The organism is Pseudomonas sp. TE31087 (assembly GCF_057284075.1).
Genome location: NZ_JBXVNN010000001.1, coordinates 2,452,916 through 2,474,133, shown reverse-complemented (window position 1 = coordinate 2,474,133; position 21,218 = coordinate 2,452,916). Strand labels below are relative to the sequence as shown.

Below are 21,218 nucleotides of genomic sequence, written 5' to 3'. Positions count from 1 at the left end.
GGCTCTGGATTGCACATGTCGGACCGTTTCGAACTTTACCTTACCTGCCCCAAGGGTCTTGAAGGCCTGCTCGCCGAGGAAGCCCGTCAACTGGGCCTGAACGAGGTGCGTGAGCACACCTCGGCCATTCGCGGCGACGCCGACATGGAAACCGCCTATCGCCTGTGCCTCTGGTCGCGCCTGGCTAACCGCGTGCTGCTGGTGCTCAAGCGCTTCTCGATGAAGAACGCCGACGACCTGTACGACGGCGTGAATGCCGTCGACTGGGCCGACCACCTGGCGGCTGATGGCACCTTGGCGGTGGAGTTTAGCGGCCATGGCTCAGGCATCGACAACACCCACTTCGGCGCGCTCAAGGTCAAGGATGCGATCGTCGACAAGCTGCGCAACCGCGAAGGCCTGCGCCCGTCGGTGGAGAAGGTCGACCCGGATGTGCGCGTGCACCTGCGCCTGGACCGTGGCGAGGCGATCCTTTCCCTCGACCTGTCCGGCCACAGCCTGCACCAGCGTGGCTATCGCTTGCAGCAGGGTGCTGCGCCCCTGAAGGAGAACCTGGCGGCGGCGGTGCTGATCCGCGCCGGCTGGCCACGTATCGCGGCCGAGGGCGGCGCCCTGGCCGACCCGATGTGCGGCGTGGGCACCTTCCTGGTCGAGGCGGCGATGATCGCCGCCGATATCGCTCCCAACCTCAAGCGCGAGCGCTGGGGCTTCAGCGCCTGGCTCGGCCATGTGCCGGCGCTGTGGCGCAAGGTCCACGACGAGGCCCAGGCCCGTGCTCAAGCCGGCCTGGCCAAGCCGCCGCTGTGGATCCGCGGCTATGAGGCCGACCCACGGTTGATCCAGCCGGGGCGCAACAACGTTGAGCGCGCGGGCCTGGGCGACTGGGTGAAGATCTACCAGGGCGAGGTGGCCAGTTTCGAGCCGCGTCCGGACCAGAACCAGAAAGGCCTGGTGATCAGCAACCCGCCCTACGGCGAGCGCCTGGGCGACGAAGCCAGCCTGCTGTACCTCTACCAGAACCTCGGCGAGCGCCTGCGCCAGGCCTGCATGGGCTGGGAAGCGGCGGTGTTCACCGGCGCGCCGGAGCTGGGCAAGCGCATGGGCATCCGCAGCCACAAGCAGTACGCCTTCTGGAACGGCGCGTTGCCGTGCAAGCTGTTGCTGTTCAAGGTCCAGCCCGACCAGTTCGTCACCGGTGATCGTCGTTCGGCCCAGGCCGAGGCGGCTGAGGGCGAGCCTCGTCGCCAGGCCCCGGTGGCCAGCGAGCCGGCGCGCCTGTCGGAAGGCGCGCAGATGTTCGCCAACCGCCTGCAGAAGAACTTCAAGCAGCTGGGCAAGTGGGCCCGCCGCGAGAAGGTCGATTGCTACCGTGTGTACGATGCCGACATGCCCGAGTACGCCCTGGCAGTGGACCTGTACCACGACTGGGTGCACGTGCAGGAGTACGCCGCGCCGCGTTCGATTGATCCGGACAAGGCCCAGGCGCGCCTGCTCGACGCGCTGAGCGCGATTCCCCAGGCCCTGGGCGTCGATCCGCAGCGTGTGGTGCTCAAGCGCCGGGAGCGCCAGAGCGGCACCCGCCAGTACGAGCGCCAGGCCACCGAAGGGCGCTTCCAGGAGGTCAACGAAGGCGGCGTCAAGCTGCTGGTCAACCTCACCGACTACCTGGATACCGGGCTGTTCCTCGATCACCGGCCGATGCGCATGCGCATCCAGCGCGAGGCGGCGGGCAAGCGCGTCCTCAACCTGTTCTGCTACACCGCCACGGCCACCGTGCACGCAGCCAAGGGCGGCGCGCGCAGCACCACCAGCGTGGACCTGTCGAAGACCTACCTGGACTGGGCCCGGCGCAACCTGTCGCTCAACGGTTTCTCCGAGCGCAACCGCCTGGAGCAGGGCGATGTCATGGCCTGGCTGGAGAACGCCCAGGACAGCTACGACCTGATCTTCATCGACCCGCCGACCTTCTCCAACTCCAAGCGCATGGAAGGGGTATTCGACGTGCAGCGCGACCATGTGCAACTGCTCGACCTGGCCATGGCGCGCCTGGCCCCGGGGGGTGTGCTGTACTTCTCCAACAACTTCCGCAAGTTCCAGCTCGACGAGCATTTGGCCGCGCGCTACGTAGTGGAGGAGATCAGTGCCCAGACCCTGGACCCGGACTTCGCCCGCAACAATCGTATCCACCGCGCCTGGCAGCTGCGTCTGCGCTGAGCCGACGAGGTACGTGGCACGCCTGCTGGCCAGTGGCTATAACTCAGGACAGGGCGGGACAATACGCAGGACGCTGACCTTGGTTGGAGTCCTCTATGTCGAACCCGGGCGTACCTGCAAAGCGGCTTGGCCTGCTCGGCGACGAGTTGTCGGCCTGGGGCGTGGCCCTGGCGGCGCTGGTCGCCGGGGCGTTGCTCACGGCCGCCCTGGCGATCGCCACCCAGACCTTCTACCAGCAGCAACTGCGCCAGCGCTTCGAGCTGCTGGCCAGTGAGCGCTACAGCCGCATCGCCGAGCGTTTCGAGGAGCAGGAGCAACGCCTGGATGGCTTGCGCCGGTTCTTCGCCTATTCCACTGAAATCACCCCCCGCGAGTTCGATGGCTACGCACGTCCCTTGCTGCACCGCACCCAGGCTTACTCCTGGGCACCGCGGGTAGCGGCCGCGCAGCGCGAGGACTTCGAGCGGCGCGCCAGTGCCTGGCTGGGCCAGCCCTATCAGATCCGCGACCTGGACGCCCAGGGCGATTGGCAGGCCGCGCCTGCGCGTGATCACTACTATCCGGTGCTGTACACCCAGGCGGCGAGTCGCCAGGCCCAGCCCTACGGCTTCGACCTGGGTGGGCAGCCGCTGCGCGCCGCGACCTTGGCCCGGGCCGCCAGCCCCGGCAGCATGGCGGTGTCGGCGCCGCTGGACATGATCAACGTCGAACCGACTTATACCCGTGGCCTGCTGATAGTCGCCCCGGTGTTCGCCGATGAAGCGTCTGTGGGCGATCCCCTTCGAGGGTACGTCATGGCCTTGCTGAGCCTGCATCAGCTGATCGCCGAGAGCCTGCCGACGGTGGCTGACGACAACCTGGTGGTGCGCATCCTCGACCTGTCCACAGAGGGTGGTCACGAGGTGCTGTTCGACTCAGGGATGCCGCCGGCGCGCATGGGCTTTGCCAGCAGTCACCTGCTGCACCTGGCGGACCACCACTACCAGCTCGACATTCGTCCCAGCCAGGGCTTTCTTGCCGCCAACCGCTCGTCGGCGGTGCCGGTGGTGGCGTTGCTCGGTGGCCTGCTCAGTGTCTTGCTGGCGCTGCTGCTGTACAGCCTGTTCAGCCAGCGCCAGCGTGCCCTGGGCCTGGTGGCCCGGCGTACCGCCGAGCTGCGTATCAGCGAGCAGTCATTGCGCGAGACCCACAACCAGTTGCGCAGCGTGCTTGATGCCGCGACCCAGGTGGCGATCATCGCCACCAGCCTGCGCGGGGTGATCGGCACGTTCAACGCGGGCGCCGAGCGCATGCTGGGCTATTCGGCCGGCGAAGCGCTGGGCCAGCTGCGCCTTGAGGACCTGGTCTTGCCCGAGGAGCTGCGCCAGCGGGCCCATGCCTTGAGCGTGCGCTTCGGGCGCGAGGTTGGCGCGGGCCAGGCGATGTTCGCCGAGACGGTGCAGGAGGGCGGCGCGGAGCCGGCGGACTGGACCCTGGTGCGCAAGGATGGCAGCCACCTGCTGGCCAACATGCTGGTGACGGCGGTGCTGGACGAGCAGGGGTTATGGGTGGGCTATCTGGCGATCTGCATCGATGTCACCGAGCGGCGCCGGGTGCACGAAGCCCTGGCGGCCCGCGACCGGCTGTTGGAAAAACTCAGCGCCGAGGTGCCTGGCGGGATCTACCAGTATCGCCTGGACGCCGATGGTCATTCCTGTTTCCCCTACGCCAGCCAAGGTCTGCACGACATCTACGAGGTGGACCTGGCAGTGCTGCGCGAGGACGCCGCGGCGGTGTTCGAACGTATCCACCCGGACGACCTGGAGCGAGTGCGGCGCTCGGTGCGTTACTCCGCCGAGTACCTGACGCCGTGGCGGGAGGAGTACCGGGTGTGCCTGCCGCGGGCGGGGTTGCGCTGGGTGCGGGGGGAGGCGACGCCGGAGGTCGGCGAGCACGGCAGCACGCTCTGGCATGGTTACCTGACCGATATCTCGGACCTCAAGCGGGTGGAGGAGGAGCTGCGGGCGCTGTCGGTGACCGATGCGCTGACCGGGATCTACAACCGGCGGTATTTCCAGGAGCGGCTGCGCAACGAACTGGATCGGGCGCAGCGGGATGGGTTGGACCTGGCGGTGATCATGCTGGATATCGATCACTTCAAGCGGATCAACGATCAATACGGGCATGCGGTGGGGGATCATGTGCTGCGCAGCCTGTGCCAGCGGATCGGGCAGCGGTTGCGGCGGACCGATGTGTTTTGTCGGTTGGGGGGGGAGGAGTTCATGGTGTTGTGTCCGGGGAGTAATGCCGAGCAGGCGCGGGTGCTGGCGCAGGAGTTGTGGCAGGGGGTGCGCAGTGTGCCGGTCGAGGGGGTGGGGCGGGTGACGGCGAGTTTTGGGGTGGCGGGGTGGCGGGTTGGGGAAGGGGCGGATGCGTTGTTGTTGCGGGCGGATGCTGGGGTTTATGTGGCCAAGCAGGGGGGGAGGGATCGGGTTGAGGGGGAGTTGTCTTGAGTTAAGTTTGGTCTGTTGTTTGGTTGTTTGGTTGTTTGGTTGTTTGATTGTTTGATTGTTTGATTGTTTTTAAAGTTTTATGTGCATTCATTTGTGATGTCGACGCTTATTCACCTTTCCGCCCTTACGGCGGGTAACTTTTTGAAGGATCAAAAAGTCACCAAAAAATCCTCGCTCCATTCATCCGGCCCTGCGCTTCGCTCCGGGTTCCCTCACTCCGGCCTTGCTCCCGGGAGGGCCGCGCTGCAGGGCCCATCCTGGGCCCCAGCGCTTGACGGGCATCCATGCCCGTCACCTCCCTGCGCAAGACCTCCGTTCGGCCTCCTGAAGTCGCGAAGTTACGGGCGGCGCCTGGGCTGGCGCAGCTGTCGCTAGTTGAAAGCTTAGTTGATCTCTCGATTGTATCGCGGGGCAAGCCCGCTCCCACGCAATAGTCGCCGTTATATATAACCCTGTAGGAGCGGGCTTGTCCCGCGAAAGGGCCGGAACAGCCAATACATAATTAACTGTCAAACAACTAACTTCGCATCTCCCGCTCCCGCTCCCGCTCTCGCTCTTGCTCTTGCTCTTGCTCTTGCTTCTAAGCACGCGATAGTCCAGGCGCCGCCAATTGCGACTTCAGGAGGCCGAGCGGAGTTCTTGCGGAGGGAGGTGACGGGCATGGATGCCCGTCAAGCGCTGCGCCCCAGGATGGGGCGTTCAGCGCGGTCCTCCCGGGAGCAAGAACGGAGCGAGGGAATCCCGCCACGGGCGGGACTGATGAATGGAGCGATGATTTTTTGGTTCCTTTTTGATCCTTCAAAAAGGAACTCGCCGTAAGGGCGAAAAGGTGACTATGCGTCACCATCGCCAATGAATGCGCTTACAACCCTTAAAACCAACACCTTAAAAGCCAAGGCCAAGCCCCAGCCCACTCAAATCAAGGCATCACCCCAACAGTCCCATTCCCCGCCTTGGGCTGCCGGTAAAGATCCAGCAACACCTGGTCGAGAACCTGGGAAGCCCCCCAAGGCTTGGGATCATTGAGAATGGCCGCCACCGCCCAGGTGTGCCCGTTACTGTCCCGGCTGAACCCGGCAATCGCCCGCACGGTATTCAGGGTCCCGGTCTTGATGTGCCCTTCGCCCGTCATGGCCGTGCGCTTGAGCCGCTTGCGCATGGTGCCGTCCATCCCCACCAGCGGCATCGAGCTGATGAACTCCGCCGCGTAAGGGCTCTTCCAGGCCGCCTGCAACAGCGCCGCCATCTCGCGGGTGCTGACCCGCTCGGCGCGGGACAGCCCCGAGCCGTTCTCCATCACCAGGTGCGGCGAGGTGATGCCTTTCTTCGCCATCCACTGACGCACCACACGCTGGGCGGCACGGGCATCGTCGCCGTCGGCGTCGGTGCGGAACTGCGCGCCAAGGCTCAGGAACAGCTGCTGGGCCATGGTGTTGTTGCTGTACTTGTTGATGTCGCGGATCACTTCCACCAGGTCCGGCGAGAAGGCGCGGGCCAGCAGGCGGGCGCTCTTGGGCACGTTTTCGATGCGATCGCGACCCTGGATGCTGCCGCCCAGCTCGTTCCAGATCGCCCGCACGGCACCGGCCGCGTAGGTCGGGTGGTCCAGCAGCGCCAGATAGGTCTGCGAGTTGCAGCCGTCGGCGAGCTGGCCACTGATCGTGACGCTGACACCGTCCGGCTGGACTACCGGGTTGTAGCGCACCTCTCCGGTGCACTGCTTGCCGGCCACGGCCTTGACCTGGTTGTCGATGCGGATGCTGGCGATCGGCGGCTCGACCGAGACGTTGACCTTGCCACCGTCGTTGCGGGCAACGAAGCGCAAAGCCTTGAGGTTGACCAGCAGCGAGTCCGGCTTGACCAGGAACGGCTTGTTCTCGTCGCCGCCGTCGTCATCGAACTGCGGCAAGTTGGGCTGCACAAAATGGCTACGGTCCAGGACCAGGTCGCCGGTCACGGTACGAACGCCATTGGCGCGCAGGTCGCGCATCAGCAGCCAGAGTTTCTCCATGTTCAGCTTGGGGTCGCCGCCACCCTTGAGGTACAGGTTGCCGTTAAGCACGCCGTTGCTCAGGGTGCCGTCGGTGTAGAACTCGGTTTTCCATTGGAAAGTGGGGCCCAGCAGTTCCAGCGCGGCGTAGGTGGTGACCAGCTTCATGGTCGAGGCCGGGTTGACCGACACATCGGCGTTGAACACGGTCGCCGTGCCCGGGCCGTCCAGCGGCAGCATGACCAGCGACAGGGCCGAATCCTGCAGCTTGTTGGTCTTGAGCGCCTGCTGCACCTTAGGTGGCAGGCTGGTGTTGACGGCGGCGGCCTGCACGGACAGCGACAGGGGCAGGAACAGGCCGGCGAGCAGCAGTGGGCGGAGCGTCTTGATCATAAATGGACAAACCCTGCAGGCGAGGGGAAAAGACAACGGGGCTGTAGGAAGTGATGGCCCCAGGACAAAATGTAGTGCGCATTATGCCCCAAGCAGCACGAGCATGGGCCTCATTCGACGGAAAAGCGCCGCTAGGCGCCGGAAACTGGTAAAGTGCCGCGCGTAATTAATTGAGAGGATTGTTTCATGGCTACCAACCGTTCCCGTCGCCTGCGCAAGAAACTGTGCGTGGACGAATTCCAGGAGCTGGGTTTCGAACTGAACCTGGGCTTCAAGGAAGACCTGTCCGATGAAGCCATCGATGCCTTCCTCGACGCCTTCCTGGCTGAAGCCATGGATGCCAACGGCCTGGACTACGTCGGTGGCGACGACTTCGGCCTGGTTTGCAAGGCCACCCGTGGTTCGGTCAACGAAGAACAGCGCGCCGCTGTCGAAGCCTGGCTCAAGGGCCGCAGCGAACTGACCAATATCGAAGTCAGCCCGCTGCTGGACGCCTGGTACCCGGAAAAACCGGTCAACCCGGCTTCCTGATGAATGGCGGCGGTACGCCTTGTACCGCCCTCATCCGGCTTCGGCCAGGCGCTCCCGCTGCCTGGCCAGGGCTTTCTCCACGCGGCGCATATGCCGCGCCAGCGCCTGACGGCGCCGTTTCAGTTCAGCCTGGGGCAAGTCCGTCACCTCCAGCGCCTCGCACGCCTCGATCAACGCCTGAGCATCCAGCATCCGTCCCGCGCTGAGGATCTTGTGTGCCTGTAATGCCAGCTCGCCGCCCTCGCGTTGCGGGTCGATGGCCATCAGCGCCTGCAGGTCCTGGCGCAGGCTCAGCAGCAGGGTGTCGAGGATGCGGTCGCGGTCGGCGAGGTTGTCGCCAACGATCGCCGACAGGCCATCGAGATCGAACCGCACGGCGGGCGTATGGGGCTCGTCTTCCTGGTAGGCAATCCGTGCAAGGGCCTTCAACCGCTGGCCCAGCACCTGCAGGCCGATGGGCTTGAGCAGGCAATCGTCCATGCCTGCATCCAGGCATTGCTGGCGCACCTCGGGCTGGGCGTTGGCGGTGTAGCCGAGGATGGTGCAGCGTGGCCGGTTGCGCAGTTGCTCCTCCAGGCGCACGGTCCTGGCCAGTTCGAAGCCATTCATCTGCGGCATGTTGCAGTCGACGATGAGTATATCGAAGCAACCCGCGCGCCACTTGCGCAGCCCTTCGCGTCCATCTTCGGCGCTTTCCTGACCAAGGCCCAGGTAGTTCAGTTGCTGTGCCATCAGCAACAGGTTGGCCGGGTGGTCGTCGATCACCAGGATGCGCAGCTGCTGGTCCGGTTGCGGGATTTCCGTGGCCGATCGGGGCTGGGGCGTGACCGGATCGACGCATTGCAGCGGCATCACCAGACGGACCCGGGTACCGACGCCCTGCAGGCTCTGCAGGGTGAGCTCGCCGCCCATCATCGTGCACAGGTCACGGCTGATGACCAGCCCCAACCCGGTGCCAGCCCTGGCGCCGTCGCTGTAGGGGTTGGCCTGCACGAAGGGGGAGAACAGGCGTTGCAGGTCCTGCTCGTGGATCCCGATACCACTGTCGCGCACCTCCAGGTCGAGCGTCGGCATGGCAGGTTCGCCATCGTTGCGCAACCTGGCGGTGATACGCACTTGCCCCTGTTCGGTGAACTTGATCGCATTGCTCACCAGGTTCGACAGCACCTGCTTGAACCGTAGCGGATCGAGCATGGCGTGGCAGCGGGCCTCGGGAGCAATCACCACGTCCAGCACCAGGCCCTTGTGCCGGGCCAGGCCGTCGAATACGCGGCCGACCGACTCGACCAGGGCCGCAAGGTCGACTGCTTCGGGGACCAGGGACATCTGTCCGGACTCGATCCGGGCGATATCCAGGATGTCGCCGATCAGCCCCAGCAGGTCACTGGCCGAATGATGGGCGACCTCCAGCGCAGGGCGGTCCAGCTTGCCCTGGTCGGCGCGCTTGAGGGCCAGTTCCAGCATGCCGATGAGGGCGTTCATCGGCGTGCGGATCTCATGGCTGATGGTGGCCAGGAAGGTGCTCTTGGCCCGATTGGCGTCATCGGCCTGTTGCTTGGCCAGGCGCAGGTCCTGGACCAGATTGCGGCGCTCGCTGATATCGATCCAGCCACCGATGATGCCCTGCATCTCGCCCACCGAGTCGCGGTAGGGCAGGATCCAGTGATAGATCGTCAGCTCGCGGTCCCGCAGGCGCAGGGGACGATCGAGGATCAAGGGTTTGCCCTGGGCCATCACCCGCTGGTAGTCGTCCTGGACCTGGCGGGTATAGTCGCAGTCGCTGAAGGGGGCCTCGTCCAGGCTCTTGCCCAGGACTTCCTCGAGACTGGCGCCGACGGCCTGCAGGTAGCTGTCGTTGCAGCTTTGCAGGCGTCCGTCACGGTCGCGAACATACATCGGATGAGGCGTGCCATTGAGCAGCGCACCCATGAATTCCAGTTGGTCGTTGAGCGCTCGCTCGGCCCGCTGGCGCTGCTTGATCTGACGGCGCAGCCGGGCGTTCCACACCAGTGCGAGGACCAGCAGCACCGCAATGCCCCCCGCCACCTGAAGGATCAGCCGGCGGTAGCTGCGCCAGTAGGCGTCGTCACGCAGGCCATGGTCGCGCCAGCGGCTGTTGATCACCCCCAGTTCCTCCGGCGAAATGCTCAACAGCGCCTTGTCGAGGATCGCCGCCAGCTCGCTGGCCCCGGCGGCGGTCGCCATGGCGAAGGCTGCCGGTTCCGTGCCCACCGTGCTGCGGATCACCAGGTTGTTGCTGGTGGCGAGCATGTGGTTGGCGTCGATCAGGGTGGCGATTGCCGCATCCACCGCGCCGCTGCCGAGCAGCACCATGGAGTAGTAGGTGCTTTCGGTGGCGACCTGGTGAATCCGTGGGTGACGTGCCGCGAGCAGGGCGGCCACGCTGCTGTCGCGTGGCACGGCGACGCGCTTGCCCTTGAGTTGCTTGAGGTTGCTGGGCTGGTCGTTGCCGGTGTGGCTGACCAGCACGTAGGCACTTTCGAGGTAGGGCCTGCTGACCTGCAGCGGGCTGCCGCGACGGGCGTCGGTGGAGAGGCTGGCGATGATATCGGCGCGACCGGACTCGAGCTGGTCGACCATGTCGCCATCGCCGCTGGCGCGACGGATCTCGAAGCGCAGGCCGGTGCGCAGGCGGATGAGTTCGAGCAGGTCGGCGACGATGCCACGCAGGCGGTCATTGTTGTCGAAGAAGGTCAGGGGCGCGGCGGTGTCGTTGACCACCACGCGCATGATCGGATGTTCGCTCAGCCACTGTTCCTCGCGCGCCGACAACTGCAGCTTGCGATCGGTCAGCAGGCTACCGCTGCTGGCACTCCAGCGCTTGAAGATATCGTTGCGGGTGGTGTTGGGCTGGGCGTCGAGGGCGGCGTCCACCAGGGACTGGAGGGTGAGTGCGTCCTCGCGCATGGCGAAGCTGAAGCCCACGGCTTCGTGCTTGCCGAAATTGGCCATGCGCAGGTGCGGCAGGTGCCCCTGGCTGATCAGGTAGTGGGTGGAAATGGTATCGCCGATGAACACGTCGGCCTGCTCGAAGGCCACGGCATTCAGCGCCTGGGTGGAGGACTCGAAAGTCAGCAGCTCGGCCTTGGGGTAGTTGGCGTGAATCTCCCCGGGCGGCAGGTAGTGATACAGCATGCTCAGGCGCATGCCCGTCAGGCCCGTGTCCAGCGCCCGGGTTTCATCCTCGCGGGTCACCAGCACCGGTTGGTCGATGGCGTAGGGCCGCGACAGCGCCAGGCCCTGGGTCACCGCTTCATAGCCGTTGGCGCTGCCCAGCAGGTCGATATGCCCACTCTTGAGCGCCGCGACCGCCGCCGGCCGGCTGGGAAAGCGCTGCACCCGCACCGGCAGGCCCAGGGCGCTGCCGATCAGGCCGGCGTAGTCGGCCGTCAGCCCCTGGTACTCGCGCCCGCCCGTGGCGATGTCGAACGGCGGGTAGTCAGGAGCCGAGGTGCCCAGCACCAGTTCCCGGCGCTGCGCGAGCCAGTCGTGCTGGGCCGGTGTCAGGCTGGGCTGGACCGATGCCGGCGCTGAACGGCTGAGCAGGGTATAGGTTCGCCCCGTGTCGACGGTCACGCCGGCACCTTGCAGCGGCATGCCCAGGCACAGCAGCGATGTAACGATGCACCTCCACATCATGACCTCAGACCAGCGCGTTGCGTTTGGCGACGTCGATCAATTCCACCAAAGTGCTGGCGCGCAACTTGTGCATGAGACGTTTCTTGTAAGTGCTGACGGTCTTGTTGCTGAGAAACATGCCCTTGGCAATCTCCTTGTTGCTGCGCCCCTGGGCAAAAAGTTGCAGAACCATGAGTTCCCGATCATTGACCTGGCGGAACAGTTCCAGCTCCTGGTTGCTGCCCGTCGGCGGTGGATTTAGCGCCTGGCTGGGGAAATAGTTGTACCCGGACAGCACGGCCTTGATCGCGCTGAGCAGTTCGCTGAGGTCTTCCTGCTTGCACACGTACCCGGCCGCGCCGGAGTGCATGCAGCGCACGGCGAACAGTGCCGGCGATTGGGCTGTGAGTACCAGGACCTTCAGCGGGATGGCCATGGCCTGCAGGCGCGAGAGCATCTCCAGGCCGTCGAGCTTGGGAATGCTGATGTCGAGGATGACCAGGTCCGGCGGGGTCTCGCGGATCAACTGCATGGCGTCCACGCCGTTGTCCGATTCCCCGACCACCTTGTATCCCTGGTTTTCCAGCAACATCCGTATCGCCAAACGTATGACGGGATGGTCATCAACTATAAAGACTGAGTGCATATTCAACATTCCATGCGGCGCGTGAAGGCAGCCGGCACATTAGCTCAGTTGAATGTCGACGGGCAGGGAAGTGGCTGCCAAAACCGGGATATAGGAATTTACTTACAGTGTTGGCGAAACATTGCTACGAGTGATGTAGATATTGACAGGGATTTGTCAGGGTTTGATCGTTTTGGTGGGGTTGCGTAGTGAGCGTGTTTATTGGGGATCAATATTGCGTGGGAAATTTCATGCGTATTAAACGTCAGTCGTTTCAAGGATGTTTGGGCGCGAGGTTATTGACCGGGTGAGGGCCACCAGGTGTCCGCCGCGATCCATGCAGCGCCTATGAGATCGAGCGCCGCCCGCGCGGCGCATCGCGGCACAAGGCCGCTCACACTGGCATAGCGCGTGGCTTGAGGGCCGCGCGGTCGCTGTGGGAGCGGCTTCAGCCGCGAACACCGGCGCAGCCGGTGCCAGGCACCGCGTCGTCTGCTTCGCGGGTAAACCCGCTCCCACAGGGATCGCGCCAGATTCTAGAAATTGAGCAAGACAGTTGCTCCCACATCTGTTTCGGGCCAATTAATCCTGTGAATGAGACGGCGCCTGCCTTGGTGCATGCCTCAAGTCCTGCGGTGCGGCATTGGTGTCCATGCTGAAATTGCGTCGGGCCAACAAGGCGGACCAGGTAATGGAACAGGATTGACTGGCCCGAAACAGATGTGGGAGCGGCCTTGCGTCGCGATGCGCCGCGCGGGCGGCGCTCGATCTCATAGGCGCCGAAAGCTTCGCGCCGAACACCCCGTCATCCCCTCACTTCGGACTGGACCGCCCGGTCATTTCCAGAGCCATTTCACTGGCGTAGCTGTCGGTCATCCCGGCGATGAAGTCGATCATGCGCAGGAAGGCGTCGTGCAGCGAACCATGCGGGTCGGGGGCGTTGTTGCCGATCAGGTCCAGTACCCGCCGGCTCTTGAACGACGGGGTACGCCCGCCATGCTGTTCCAGCGCCGCGCCACAGAAGGTATTGAGCAGGATCTCCAGGGTCGTGTAGGCGCCGATCTCGTGCAGGGTCTTGCGCTTGTCCTGGAAGATCTTCTTGCGCGCCATGTCCTTGGCCTGCAGTACGCAGCGTTGCGCCGGGCCATGCATGTGCTCGACCAGGTCACCCGCCAGGCTGCCGGCGAGCAGGGCCTGCTGCTGTTCGACGAAGGCCTGGGCGGCGGCATTGGTCAGGTGCTCGATGGCCTTGCCGCGCAGGATCGCCAGCTTGCGCCGACGTGATTCGCCGGGCCCCAGCAGGCGATAGGTTTCCGGCAGGTCATCGCCCACCAGGTCCAGCAGCAGCGCCTCGACCTCGACGTATTGCAGCAGGTCCATCTCCAGCCCATCCTCGAGGTCGATCAGGGCGTAACAGATGTCGTCCGCGGCCTCCATCAGGTACACCAGGGGGTGACGGGCCCAGCGCTGGTGCTCCAGCTGCGGCAGGCCGAGCTTGCCGGCGATCTGCTCAAGCAGCCCCAGTTCGCTCTGGTAGCAGCCGAACTTGTGCTTCTTGTAGCCCAGGGCGTCGGCGTGGCGTGCCGCCCATGGGTACTTGAGGTAGGCGCCAAGGGTGGCATAGGTCAGGCGCATGCCGCCGTCGAACTGGTGGTATTCGAGCTGGGTGAGCACGCGAAAGCCCTGGGCATTGCCTTCGAAGTTGAGGAAATCGGTGCGTTGATCGTCGCTCATGTCGTCCAGCCAGCCGCGCCCGGCGGCCTGCTGGAACCAGTGACGGATGGCGTCCTCGCCGGAATGGCCGAACGGCGGGTTGCCGATGTCGTGGGCCAGGCAGGCCGATTGCACGATCATTCCCAGATCGCTGGGTTCGCACCAGTCCGGCAGTTGCTCGCGCAGGGTCTCGCCGACGCGCATGCCCAGCGAGCGGCCGACGCAGCTGACCTCCAGGGAGTGGGTCAGGCGGGTGTGGATATGGTCGTTGCTGGATACGGGGTGCACCTGGGTCTTGCGCCCCAGGCGGCGGAAGGCGCCGGAGAAGATGATGCGGTCGTGGTCCTTGTGGAACGGGCTGCGGCCGAGTTCCTCGGGGCTGTAGAGGGCCTTGCCCAGTCGTTCGCGGGTCAGCAGGGTGTGCCAGTCCAAGGCGTTTTCTCCCATCGTAGAGTCGAGCTAGGCAAACCCTAGCTTCCTGCGTCCGGCGCGCCCGCGCAAGCGTCGTGCGCGCCTTGGCCTCAGGGGCGGCGGCTGTTGCCGAGGAACAGGCGGATCAGCGGTACCAGGCTGGTGCCCAGGCGCACCAGGCGTGCCAGGTTGCCGCTGCGCACGCCCTTGCCGGTGAGAAAACCCAGGGCGACGACGGCGCCGATACCCCACAGCGAGCCGTGCTTGACGCCCAGGCCCTCGCCGAACGAGCCGCCCATGCCGCGCAGGCGGCGGACCGGTTCGAGCAACTGGCCGGACTCGTGGCGGATTTCCTGGCGGTGCATTTCCATGCGCAGGCGCAGCAGCGCCTTGCGCAGCTCACGGGGGTTACGGGTGTTGGGCAGTTCGGGCAGGCTCATGGCAGCAGGCGCTCCCGATCCTTGGCCAACTCCTCGAGGGTGGCATTGAACGGCGAGGATTCATCGAACACCGCGGCTTTCAGGCGCAGGCCGCAGTACAGCGCGGCGAGTCCGTAGAACACGCACAGGCCGATGATCCCGGCCAGTCGGTAACTGTCCCACAGCAGCACCAGCACCAGGCCCGACAGCGCGGTCAGCAGCAGCAGGGCGAACACCAGGGCCAGACCTGCGAACAACAGCAGACTGAGGGTGCGGGCCTTCTGCTCCTGCAACTCGATGCCGAACAACTCGATATGGCTGTGCAGCAGGCCCAATATGGCCGCGCCCAGGCGCCGACCGGAGGCGCCCGTGCCGATGGCGTCGTTGTCCATGCCGGCTCCTCAGCGCTTGGCCAGCAGGCCGATCAGCAGGCCGACGCCGGCGGCGATGCCGATGGCCTGCCACGGGTTCTCCTGCACGTATTCCTCGGCGCTGCCAAGGGCCGCCTGGCCGCGAGCGCGCACCGAATCCTGGGTCAACTGCAGGGTCTCGCGGGCCTGCACCAGGCGTTCGTGGATCTGCTCGCGCAGTTCGTCGGCCTGGTCGCCGGCCAGGTTGGCGGTGTCGGCGAGCAGCTTCTCGGTATCGCGGACCAGAGCCTGGAAGTCAGCCATCAATATTTCCTGTGCAGTCTTTGCCGATTTGCTGGCCATGGATGGGCCTCTCCCTGTGGATGTGTGCTGGTTATTTCGAGTGATCGGTGGCGCGGAAGGTTCAGCGGGATGTGTTGGTACAGCGCTTGCTAAAAAGCGGTGCGTGTCCGCCGCGGCTTGCGCCGAAACCATGCGCCAGCGTTGCGGATACCGCTAAACCTTAACCCAATCCACGACAAACCCAAGAAAAAACCACGCAGGCGCCGCCCGGCTCACCGAAACGGGGCAGGGGCCTGGCACCGATCCGGTGCATGGATGCCGGTTCTTGAACTGTCCTGGTGCCTTTTTGCAGGTCTGCCACTTCATGGAAAACATGCACAGCGCGATGGACTCCCTGGTCCATGGCTCCAACACCTTGTTCATCCTCATGGGCGCGATCCTGGTCCTGGCCATGCACGCGGGGTTCGCCTTTCTCGAGGTCGGCACGGTGCGGCACAAGAACCAGGTCAACGCCCTGTCGAAGATCCTCAGTGACTTCGCCGTCTCGGCCCTGGTGTATTTTTTCATCGGCTACTGGATCGCTTATGGCGTGAGTTTCCTGCAACCGGCGGCGACGCTGGCCAGCGATCACGGCTATGCGCTGGTCAAGTGTTTCTTCCTGCTGACCTTCGCCGCGGCCATTCCGGCGATCATCTCCGGCGGTATCGCCGAGCGCGCGCGCTTTGCGCCGCAACTGTGCGCGACGGCGTTGATCGTGGCGTTCATCTACCCGTTCTTCGAAGGCGTGGTGTGGAATGGCAACTTTGGCCTGCAGGCCTGGTTGCAGGCGCGTTTCGGCGCGCCGTTCCATGATTTTGCCGGATCCGTGGTGGTACACGCCATGGGCGGCTGGCTGGCGCTGGCGGCGGTGTTGCTGCTCGGCGCGCGCCGTGGCCGCTACCGCGACGGACGCCTGGTGGCGTTCGCGCCGTCAAGCATTCCGTTCCTGGCGCTGGGCTCGTGGATCCTGATCATCGGCTGGTTCGGCTTCAACGTCATGAGCGCGCAGACCCTGCAGGGGGTGAGCGGGCTGGTGGCGATCAACTCGCTGATGGCCATGGTCGGCGGCACGCTGTCGGCCCTGCTGGCCGGGCGTAACGACCCGGGCTTTCTGCACAACGGCCCGTTGGCCGGCCTGGTGGCGGTGTGCGCGGGCTCCGACCTGATGCACCCGGTGGGCGCGCTGGTCACCGGGCTGGTGGCCGGTGGCCTGTTCGTCTGGTGCTTCACTGCCGCGCAGAACCGCTGGAAGATCGACGACGTGCTGGGGGTATGGCCCTTGCACGGCGTGTGTGGCATCTGGGGCGGCATTGCCTGCGGCGTGTTCGGCCAGGCGGCCCTGGGTGGCCTGGGCGGCGTCAGCCTGGTCAGCCAGCTGCTGGGGAGCCTGGCGGGTGTGCTGGTGGCGTTGGTCGGCGGTTTTGCCGTGTATGGCTTGATCAAGGCGCTGCATGGCCTGCGCCTGAGCCACGAGGAGGAGTTCCAGGGCGCGGACCTGGCCGTGCACCGGATCGGCGCCACCAGCCAGGATTGAGCCAGGTCAGGTGCGCGTTGGCGGGGACGGACCTAGAATGAGCATCCATTCATGCGAATTACGGATGTCTGCATGCTCCCAGAAACCCAGTTGTTCGGCACCGTGGGGTGCCACCTGTGTGAAGTGGCCGAGGCCGTGCTGATGCCGTTCGTCGAGCACGGCCTGCTGGTCGAGCTGGTCGATATCGCCGACAGCGAGGCGCTGTTCGAACGCTACGGGCTGAGCATCCCGGTGCTGCGCCGTTGCGATACCGGCGCCGAGCTGGGCTGGCCGTTCGATGCCGAGCAGGTGGTGGCCTTCCTCGGCTGAGTCGCGCATTGACGAGCGGGTGGCTCGCTCCGTATGCTGTATATAAATACAGTATCCGAGGTGAAGCCATGCTCAATGTCGAGCAACTCAAGTACAGCGTCAATCACATGGCTCCCGAGCGTGTGTGCGAGGCCGTGCTGGAATTGCGCCTCGACGGCATCGTCACCGACGAACGCACGCCGTTCGGCAAGGTGCATTTCAACACCTGCTTTGCCGAGATCGAGGCGCTGTTCCAGCGCGCCGGCTTTCACCGTCCGCTGGACGTGGTGGGCTATCAGGGCCTGAGCTACGCCCTCTACGATCCGGGGCGCTGGGACGCGGTGCAGGTGCTGCGCTGGCTCAAGGCGCGCTGCGAGCCGGCCAGCGAGGCTGGTTGAGGGGCAGGGGGTAGGAGATAATGTCCGCCCACGTAGAACCGAGCCCGATGATGACCACGCCTTTCGACCCCGCCCACCAGCAAGCCAGTACCGTATGCCTGCCTCCGGGGCCCTGGGCAAACGTGCTCGACTGCCTGTGCGATCATTTCAAGGGCATCGACCGTGAGCAGTGGCTTGACCGCTTCGCCCGGGGCCGGGTGCTGAATGCCGACGGCCAGCCTATTGCGGCGGATACGCTCTATCGGCGGGGCATGCGCTTGCACTATTTTCGTGAAGTGCCCAACGAGAAGGTGATCCCGGTGCAGGAAGAAATCCTGCATGTCGACGAGCACCTTGTGGTGGCGGACAAGCCGCACTTCCTACCCGTCACTCCCACGGGCGAGTACGTCGAACAGACGCTGCTGCGCCGGCTCATCCGGCGCCTGGACAACCCGCACCTGGTGCCGCTGCACCGCATCGACCGGCACACCGCCGGGCTGGTGCTGTTTTCCGCCAACCCGCAAAGCCGTGGCGCCTATCAGCGCCTGTTCCCCGAGCGGCGCATCGACAAGCACTACCAGGCCATCGCCGCGGCCATGCCGCAGCATGACTACCCGCTGGTGCACCGCAGCCGTCTGGTGCATGGCGAGCCGTTCTTCCGCATGCATGAAGTGGAAGGGGCCGACAACAGCGAAACCCACGCCTGTGTGCTGGAGAAGAATGGCGAGCTGTGGCGCTATGGCCTGTCACCGGTCACCGGCAAGACCCATCAGTTGCGGGTGCATATGGCGGCGTTGGGCGCGGGGATCTGCAACGATCCTTTTTATCCGCAGCTGGTCAACGAACAGGATGATTACGCGCGGCCACTCAAGCTGCTGGCCCACAGCCTGCGCTTCGAGGATCCGTTGACGGGTGAGGTGCGTTATTTCGAAAGCCGCTTGAAGTTGGATTGGTAAAGGCCAGTCCCACATCTTCGCCCGGCGCTGTCTTGGGCAAATGTCTCAAGCTGGCGCGATCCCTGTGGGAGCGGGCTTGCCCGCGAACCGGCGCAGGCGGTGCCAGGCACCGCGTCGCTTGCTTCGCGGGTAAACCCGCTCCCACAGGCATGGGGCATGGCTTGAGGCCGGCACCACCGCTGTAGGCGCCAGCACGGCTGGCGCCTACAGTCTGTCACCGCTGGTCAGCGGTTGAAGCGTTCCACCAGCGAGTACTGGGTACCCGCCGTGCTGGTCAGCTCTTCGCTGAGCAGCGCCGAGCGCTGGGCCTGGCCGGAGGTCTGGTCGGCCAGGTCGGCGATGGTGCTGATGTTGCGGCTGATCTCCTCGGCCACCGCGGACTGCTCCTCGGTGGCGGCGGCGATCTGGGTGGCCATGTCGGTGATATTGGCCACCGCCTCGCTGATACCCACCAGCGCCTGGTCGGCCTCCATCACCCGCTCGACGCCTTCCTGGGCCTGGCGGTGGCCGGTTTCCATGGTCTGCACCGCGTTGTTGGCGGTCTGTTGCAGCTTGGCGATCAGGGTGTGGATCTGCCCGGTGGATTCGGCGGTGCGCTGGGCCAGCTGACGGACCTCGTCGGCCACCACGGCAAAGCCGCGGCCCATCTCGCCGGCGCGCGCCGCTTCGATGGCGGCGTTGAGCGCCAGCAGGTTGGTCTGGTCGGCAATGCCCTTGATCACATCGACCACGCCGCCGATCTCGTCGCTGTCCTTGGCCAACTGGGTGACGGTCAGCCCGGTCTCGCCCACGGCGGCGGACAGCCGCTCGATGGCGTCACGGGTCTCGCCGGCGATGTTGCGGCCCTGGCTGGTCAGGCGATTGGCCTTCCTGGGTGGCGTCGGCGGTGCGCTGGACATGGTTGGCCACTTCCTGAGTGGTGGCGGCCATCTGGTTGACGGCGGCGGCGACCTGCTCGGTCTCCACCCGCTGGCGCTCCAGGCCCGACGAGCTCTGGTGGGCGAGGGCGTCGGACTGGCGGGCCTGGTCGCTGAGCTGCTCGGCGCTGTCCTGCAGACGGGTCAGGCAGGTCTTCATCCGTGCGTCCTGGCTGAGCATGGCCATTTCCAGGCGCGCCTGGACGCCGCGGCTGTCGGTGTACATCTGCGCGATCAGCGGGTCGGAGGTGGTCTGTTCGGCCAGGCGCAGCAGGCGCTTGAGGCCGCGCTGCTGCCAGCTCAGGCCGAGCAGGCCGAGCGGCACCGACAGGCCGGCGGCCAGGGCGAAGCCCCAGGAATGGCCGAGCCAGTTGCCGATCAGGAAGCCGATCTGGCTGACCAGGATGAACGGCAGCCAGTCCTGCAGCACCGGCAGCCACTTGTCGCGTTTCGGGATGGCCGAGCGGCCCTGGTTGATGCGCTGGTACAGCGCTTCGGCGCGGCGGATCTGCTCGGCGGTGGGCTTGACCCGTACCGACTCGTAGCCGACCACCTGGTTGCTGTCGAAGATCGGCGTGACGTAGGCGTTGACCCAGTAATGGTCGCCCGACTTGCAGCGGTTCTTGACGATGCCCATCCACGGCAGGCCTTGCTTGAGGGTCTGCCACATGTGGGCGAACACGGCCGGTGGCACATCGGGGTGGCGCACCAGGTTGTGCGGCGCGCCCATCAGGTCCTCGCGGGAAAAACCGCTGATCTCGATGAAGGCATCGTTGCAGTAGGTGATCACGCCCTTGGCGTTGGTGGTGGAGATCAACCGCTGCTGGGCAGGGAAAGTCCGTTCTCTCTGGGTAATCGGCTGGTTGTTACGCATTGGCTGTTCAATCCGCAAGGCTTTCGACGGGTATCGGCAAGCCTCTGGTTTTATTGAATGAATATTTAACTGGCTTGATCTGGGGCAAGGTGCCATCAGTGCGGCTGAGCTAATGCAGCCCACCTGATCGCAGCCGTTGCCGCCAATATTGCAGTTTTCTTTATAAATGATGACGATCAGGTCTGATCATGACCGATTGTTCAATTCGGGGCCAGCATCGGGTAGCTGAAAGCGGCGAAGTGCGCCAGGTTGACGCAGGTGTGGCACAGCACCGCCGCCGCCAGCCCGCCATGGCGATAGGCCAGACCATACCCCACCCCGGCCAGGGTGGCCAGGTAGAACCATTGCCAGCCACCGGCCAGGTGGGCGAGGCCGAACAACAGCGCGGCCACCAGCAACGCCAGCCCTTCATGCCTGAACAGACGTTGCAGGCCGCCCTGGATATAGCCACGGAACAACAGTTCTTCGGTCAGGCTCACCAACAGCAGGTTGTTCAGCAGCCACAGCCAGGCCTGGTCGGGCCATTTCGGTGCCCAGGCGACCATGCCCAGTGCCCAGGCGCCGCCCAGGCAGGCGAGCAGGGTCAATGGCAGGGTCAGTGCCAGGCCGGGCAGCAGGCCGCGTGGGCGCAGCATCACCAGCCACGGGCAGGCCAGCAGCAACCACAGACCGATCAGAGGCTTGTCCAGGTTGAGGTACAGGGAGAAGGGCACGGCGCCGTCGCTGAGCACGGCCTTGTCGATCACTTTGGCGCTGTGGAAGCCGGGCAGCCAGTGCAGGGCCAGGGCGAGGGCGAGGAGGATGAACAACAGATGGCCCAGGCTTTGTTGCCAGCGCACCGCACGGCGGGCGAGCAGGGCGCTGCACAGCAGGGCAAGCAAGGCGGGCAGGGCGGCGAGGCCGAGGCTGCCGTAGGCCAGGGCGATCGCATAGCCGAGGGCGAGCAGGAGCAGGGCGATCCAGTGGGGAAGAGGCATGACATTTCCTTAGTGCCGGTGAATCCGAGGAGGGTAGGACTCAACCTGGCGGCTTCAGGACACCATGGTCTGCAGCAGTAACGATATTAAAGCGGGGGGGGCGTGGGAGCGGGCTTGCCCCGCGATGGCGGCGGTCCAGGCGAACGCCATCTCGGGGCAAGTCGCAGCGGCGCACC

The 21,218-nt window shown here is 65.2% G+C and carries 15 protein-coding genes and 1 pseudogene; 7 read left to right on the top strand and 9 right to left on the bottom strand.

Going from position 1 to position 21,218, the window contains the following annotated elements:
• Positions 1 to 15: 15 nt before the first annotated feature.
• Both rlmKL and ACZ899_RS11015 read left to right on the top strand, forming a co-directional pair.
• Positions 16 to 2,214 carry a bifunctional 23S rRNA (guanine(2069)-N(7))-methyltransferase RlmK/23S rRNA (guanine(2445)-N(2))-methyltransferase RlmL gene (gene rlmKL / locus ACZ899_RS11020; protein ID WP_203647480.1) on the top strand — a complete coding sequence of 733 codons (2,199 nt, stop codon included), beginning with the start codon at positions 16 to 18 and terminating at the stop codon, positions 2,212 to 2,214.
• Between the two features lie 95 nt (positions 2,215 to 2,309).
• Entirely contained in the window at positions 2,310 to 4,706 is a 2,397-nt protein-coding gene (locus ACZ899_RS11015; RefSeq protein ID WP_232856031.1) for a sensor domain-containing diguanylate cyclase, read from the top strand.
• Positions 4,707 to 5,625: 919 nt separating this feature from the next.
• Here the strand turns inward: ACZ899_RS11015 and dacB are convergent.
• Entirely contained in the window at positions 5,626 to 7,089 is a 1,464-nt protein-coding gene (dacB, locus tag ACZ899_RS11010; protein ID WP_234561986.1) for a D-alanyl-D-alanine carboxypeptidase/D-alanyl-D-alanine endopeptidase, read from the bottom strand.
• Positions 7,090 to 7,275: 186 nt separating this feature from the next.
• Here dacB and ACZ899_RS11005 point away from each other — a divergent pair, with 186 nt between their 5' ends.
• Positions 7,276 to 7,620: a YggL family protein gene (locus ACZ899_RS11005; protein WP_050704800.1), complete on the top strand. Its 345-nt coding sequence runs from the start codon at positions 7,276 to 7,278 to the stop codon at positions 7,618 to 7,620.
• Positions 7,621 to 7,650: 30 nt separating this feature from the next.
• Here the strand turns inward: ACZ899_RS11005 and ACZ899_RS11000 are convergent, their stop codons facing one another.
• The 6 genes from ACZ899_RS11000 to ACZ899_RS10975 all read right to left on the bottom strand — a co-directional run bounded on the left by ACZ899_RS11000 (position 7,651) and on the right by ACZ899_RS10975 (position 15,140).
• Positions 7,651 to 11,277, bottom strand: a complete 3,627-nt coding sequence (locus ACZ899_RS11000) for a transporter substrate-binding domain-containing protein (RefSeq protein WP_442800002.1) — start codon at positions 11,275 to 11,277, stop codon at positions 7,651 to 7,653.
• A 7-nt stretch (positions 11,278 to 11,284) separates the two neighbouring features.
• Positions 11,285 to 11,905, bottom strand: coding sequence for a response regulator transcription factor (locus tag ACZ899_RS10995; RefSeq protein ID WP_050704801.1), 621 nt, complete (start codon positions 11,903 to 11,905; stop codon positions 11,285 to 11,287).
• 792 nt (positions 11,906 to 12,697) lie between these two features.
• Positions 12,698 to 14,029, bottom strand: a complete 1,332-nt coding sequence (locus tag ACZ899_RS10990; protein WP_234561988.1) for a deoxyguanosinetriphosphate triphosphohydrolase — start codon at positions 14,027 to 14,029, stop codon at positions 12,698 to 12,700.
• 89 nt (positions 14,030 to 14,118) lie between these two features.
• The gene (locus tag ACZ899_RS10985) at positions 14,119 to 14,448 is read right to left on the bottom strand and encodes a hypothetical protein (protein WP_203647477.1); all 330 of its coding nucleotides are present in this window, start codon (positions 14,446 to 14,448) and stop codon (positions 14,119 to 14,121) included.
• Positions 14,445 to 14,819 (bottom strand): phage holin family protein, encoded by a 375-nt coding sequence (locus tag ACZ899_RS10980; protein WP_203647476.1) that lies wholly within the window; start codon positions 14,817 to 14,819, stop codon positions 14,445 to 14,447. The genes ACZ899_RS10985 and ACZ899_RS10980 overlap by 4 nt, the downstream gene beginning before the upstream one ends.
• A gap of 9 nt (positions 14,820 to 14,828) precedes the next feature.
• Positions 14,829 to 15,140 (bottom strand): ElaB/YgaM/YqjD family protein, encoded by a 312-nt coding sequence (locus ACZ899_RS10975; protein ID WP_186713711.1) that lies wholly within the window; start codon positions 15,138 to 15,140, stop codon positions 14,829 to 14,831.
• A 304-nt stretch (positions 15,141 to 15,444) separates the two neighbouring features.
• Between ACZ899_RS10975 and ACZ899_RS10970 the strand changes: the two genes are divergently transcribed.
• The 4 genes from ACZ899_RS10970 to ACZ899_RS10955 all read left to right on the top strand — a co-directional run bounded on the left by ACZ899_RS10970 (position 15,445) and on the right by ACZ899_RS10955 (position 18,274).
• Positions 15,445 to 16,653 carry an ammonium transporter gene (locus ACZ899_RS10970; protein WP_232856033.1) on the top strand — a complete coding sequence of 403 codons (1,209 nt, stop codon included), beginning with the start codon at positions 15,445 to 15,447 and terminating at the stop codon, positions 16,651 to 16,653.
• Between the two features lie 72 nt (positions 16,654 to 16,725).
• Positions 16,726 to 16,962: a glutaredoxin family protein gene (locus ACZ899_RS10965; RefSeq protein WP_050704806.1), complete on the top strand. Its 237-nt coding sequence runs from the start codon at positions 16,726 to 16,728 to the stop codon at positions 16,960 to 16,962.
• A gap of 68 nt (positions 16,963 to 17,030) precedes the next feature.
• Complete coding sequence (locus ACZ899_RS10960) at positions 17,031 to 17,339, top strand: transcriptional regulator (protein ID WP_203647475.1); 309 nt, start codon at positions 17,031 to 17,033, stop codon at positions 17,337 to 17,339.
• Between the two features lie 50 nt (positions 17,340 to 17,389).
• Positions 17,390 to 18,274, top strand: a complete 885-nt coding sequence (locus tag ACZ899_RS10955; RefSeq protein WP_234562018.1) for a pseudouridine synthase — start codon at positions 17,390 to 17,392, stop codon at positions 18,272 to 18,274.
• Between the two features lie 224 nt (positions 18,275 to 18,498).
• Here the strand turns inward: ACZ899_RS10955 and ACZ899_RS10950 are convergent.
• Both ACZ899_RS10950 and ACZ899_RS10945 read right to left on the bottom strand, forming a co-directional pair.
• Positions 18,499 to 20,065 (bottom strand): annotated as a pseudogene (locus ACZ899_RS10950) (methyl-accepting chemotaxis protein).
• Between the two features lie 200 nt (positions 20,066 to 20,265).
• Positions 20,266 to 21,042, bottom strand: coding sequence for a CPBP family intramembrane glutamic endopeptidase (locus ACZ899_RS10945; RefSeq protein ID WP_234561990.1), 777 nt, complete (start codon positions 21,040 to 21,042; stop codon positions 20,266 to 20,268).
• Positions 21,043 to 21,218: the final 176 nt, after the last annotated feature.

Excerpts from the sequence above, each read along its gene's own strand:
- rlmKL (WP_203647480.1), top strand. The coding sequence starts at position 16 with ATGTCGGACCGTTTCGAACTTTACCTTACCTGCCCCAAGGGTCTTGAA.
- ACZ899_RS11015 (WP_232856031.1), top strand. The coding sequence starts at position 2,310 with ATGTCGAACCCGGGCGTACCTGCAAAGCGGCTTGGCCTGCTCGGCGAC.
- dacB (WP_234561986.1), bottom strand. The coding sequence starts at position 7,089 with ATGATCAAGACGCTCCGCCCACTGCTGCTCGCCGGCCTGTTCCTGCCC.
- ACZ899_RS11005 (WP_050704800.1), top strand. The coding sequence starts at position 7,276 with ATGGCTACCAACCGTTCCCGTCGCCTGCGCAAGAAACTGTGCGTGGAC.
- ACZ899_RS11000 (WP_442800002.1), bottom strand. The coding sequence starts at position 11,277 with ATGTGGAGGTGCATCGTTACATCGCTGCTGTGCCTGGGCATGCCGCTG.
- ACZ899_RS10995 (WP_050704801.1), bottom strand. The coding sequence starts at position 11,905 with ATGCACTCAGTCTTTATAGTTGATGACCATCCCGTCATACGTTTGGCG.
- ACZ899_RS10985 (WP_203647477.1), bottom strand. The coding sequence starts at position 14,448 with ATGAGCCTGCCCGAACTGCCCAACACCCGTAACCCCCGTGAGCTGCGC.
- ACZ899_RS10980 (WP_203647476.1), bottom strand. The coding sequence starts at position 14,819 with ATGGACAACGACGCCATCGGCACGGGCGCCTCCGGTCGGCGCCTGGGC.
- ACZ899_RS10975 (WP_186713711.1), bottom strand. The coding sequence starts at position 15,140 with ATGGCCAGCAAATCGGCAAAGACTGCACAGGAAATATTGATGGCTGAC.
- ACZ899_RS10970 (WP_232856033.1), top strand. The coding sequence starts at position 15,445 with ATGGAAAACATGCACAGCGCGATGGACTCCCTGGTCCATGGCTCCAAC.
- ACZ899_RS10965 (WP_050704806.1), top strand. The coding sequence starts at position 16,726 with ATGCTCCCAGAAACCCAGTTGTTCGGCACCGTGGGGTGCCACCTGTGT.
- ACZ899_RS10960 (WP_203647475.1), top strand. The coding sequence starts at position 17,031 with ATGCTCAATGTCGAGCAACTCAAGTACAGCGTCAATCACATGGCTCCC.
- ACZ899_RS10955 (WP_234562018.1), top strand. The coding sequence starts at position 17,390 with ATGACCACGCCTTTCGACCCCGCCCACCAGCAAGCCAGTACCGTATGC.
- ACZ899_RS10945 (WP_234561990.1), bottom strand. The coding sequence starts at position 21,042 with ATGCCTCTTCCCCACTGGATCGCCCTGCTCCTGCTCGCCCTCGGCTAT.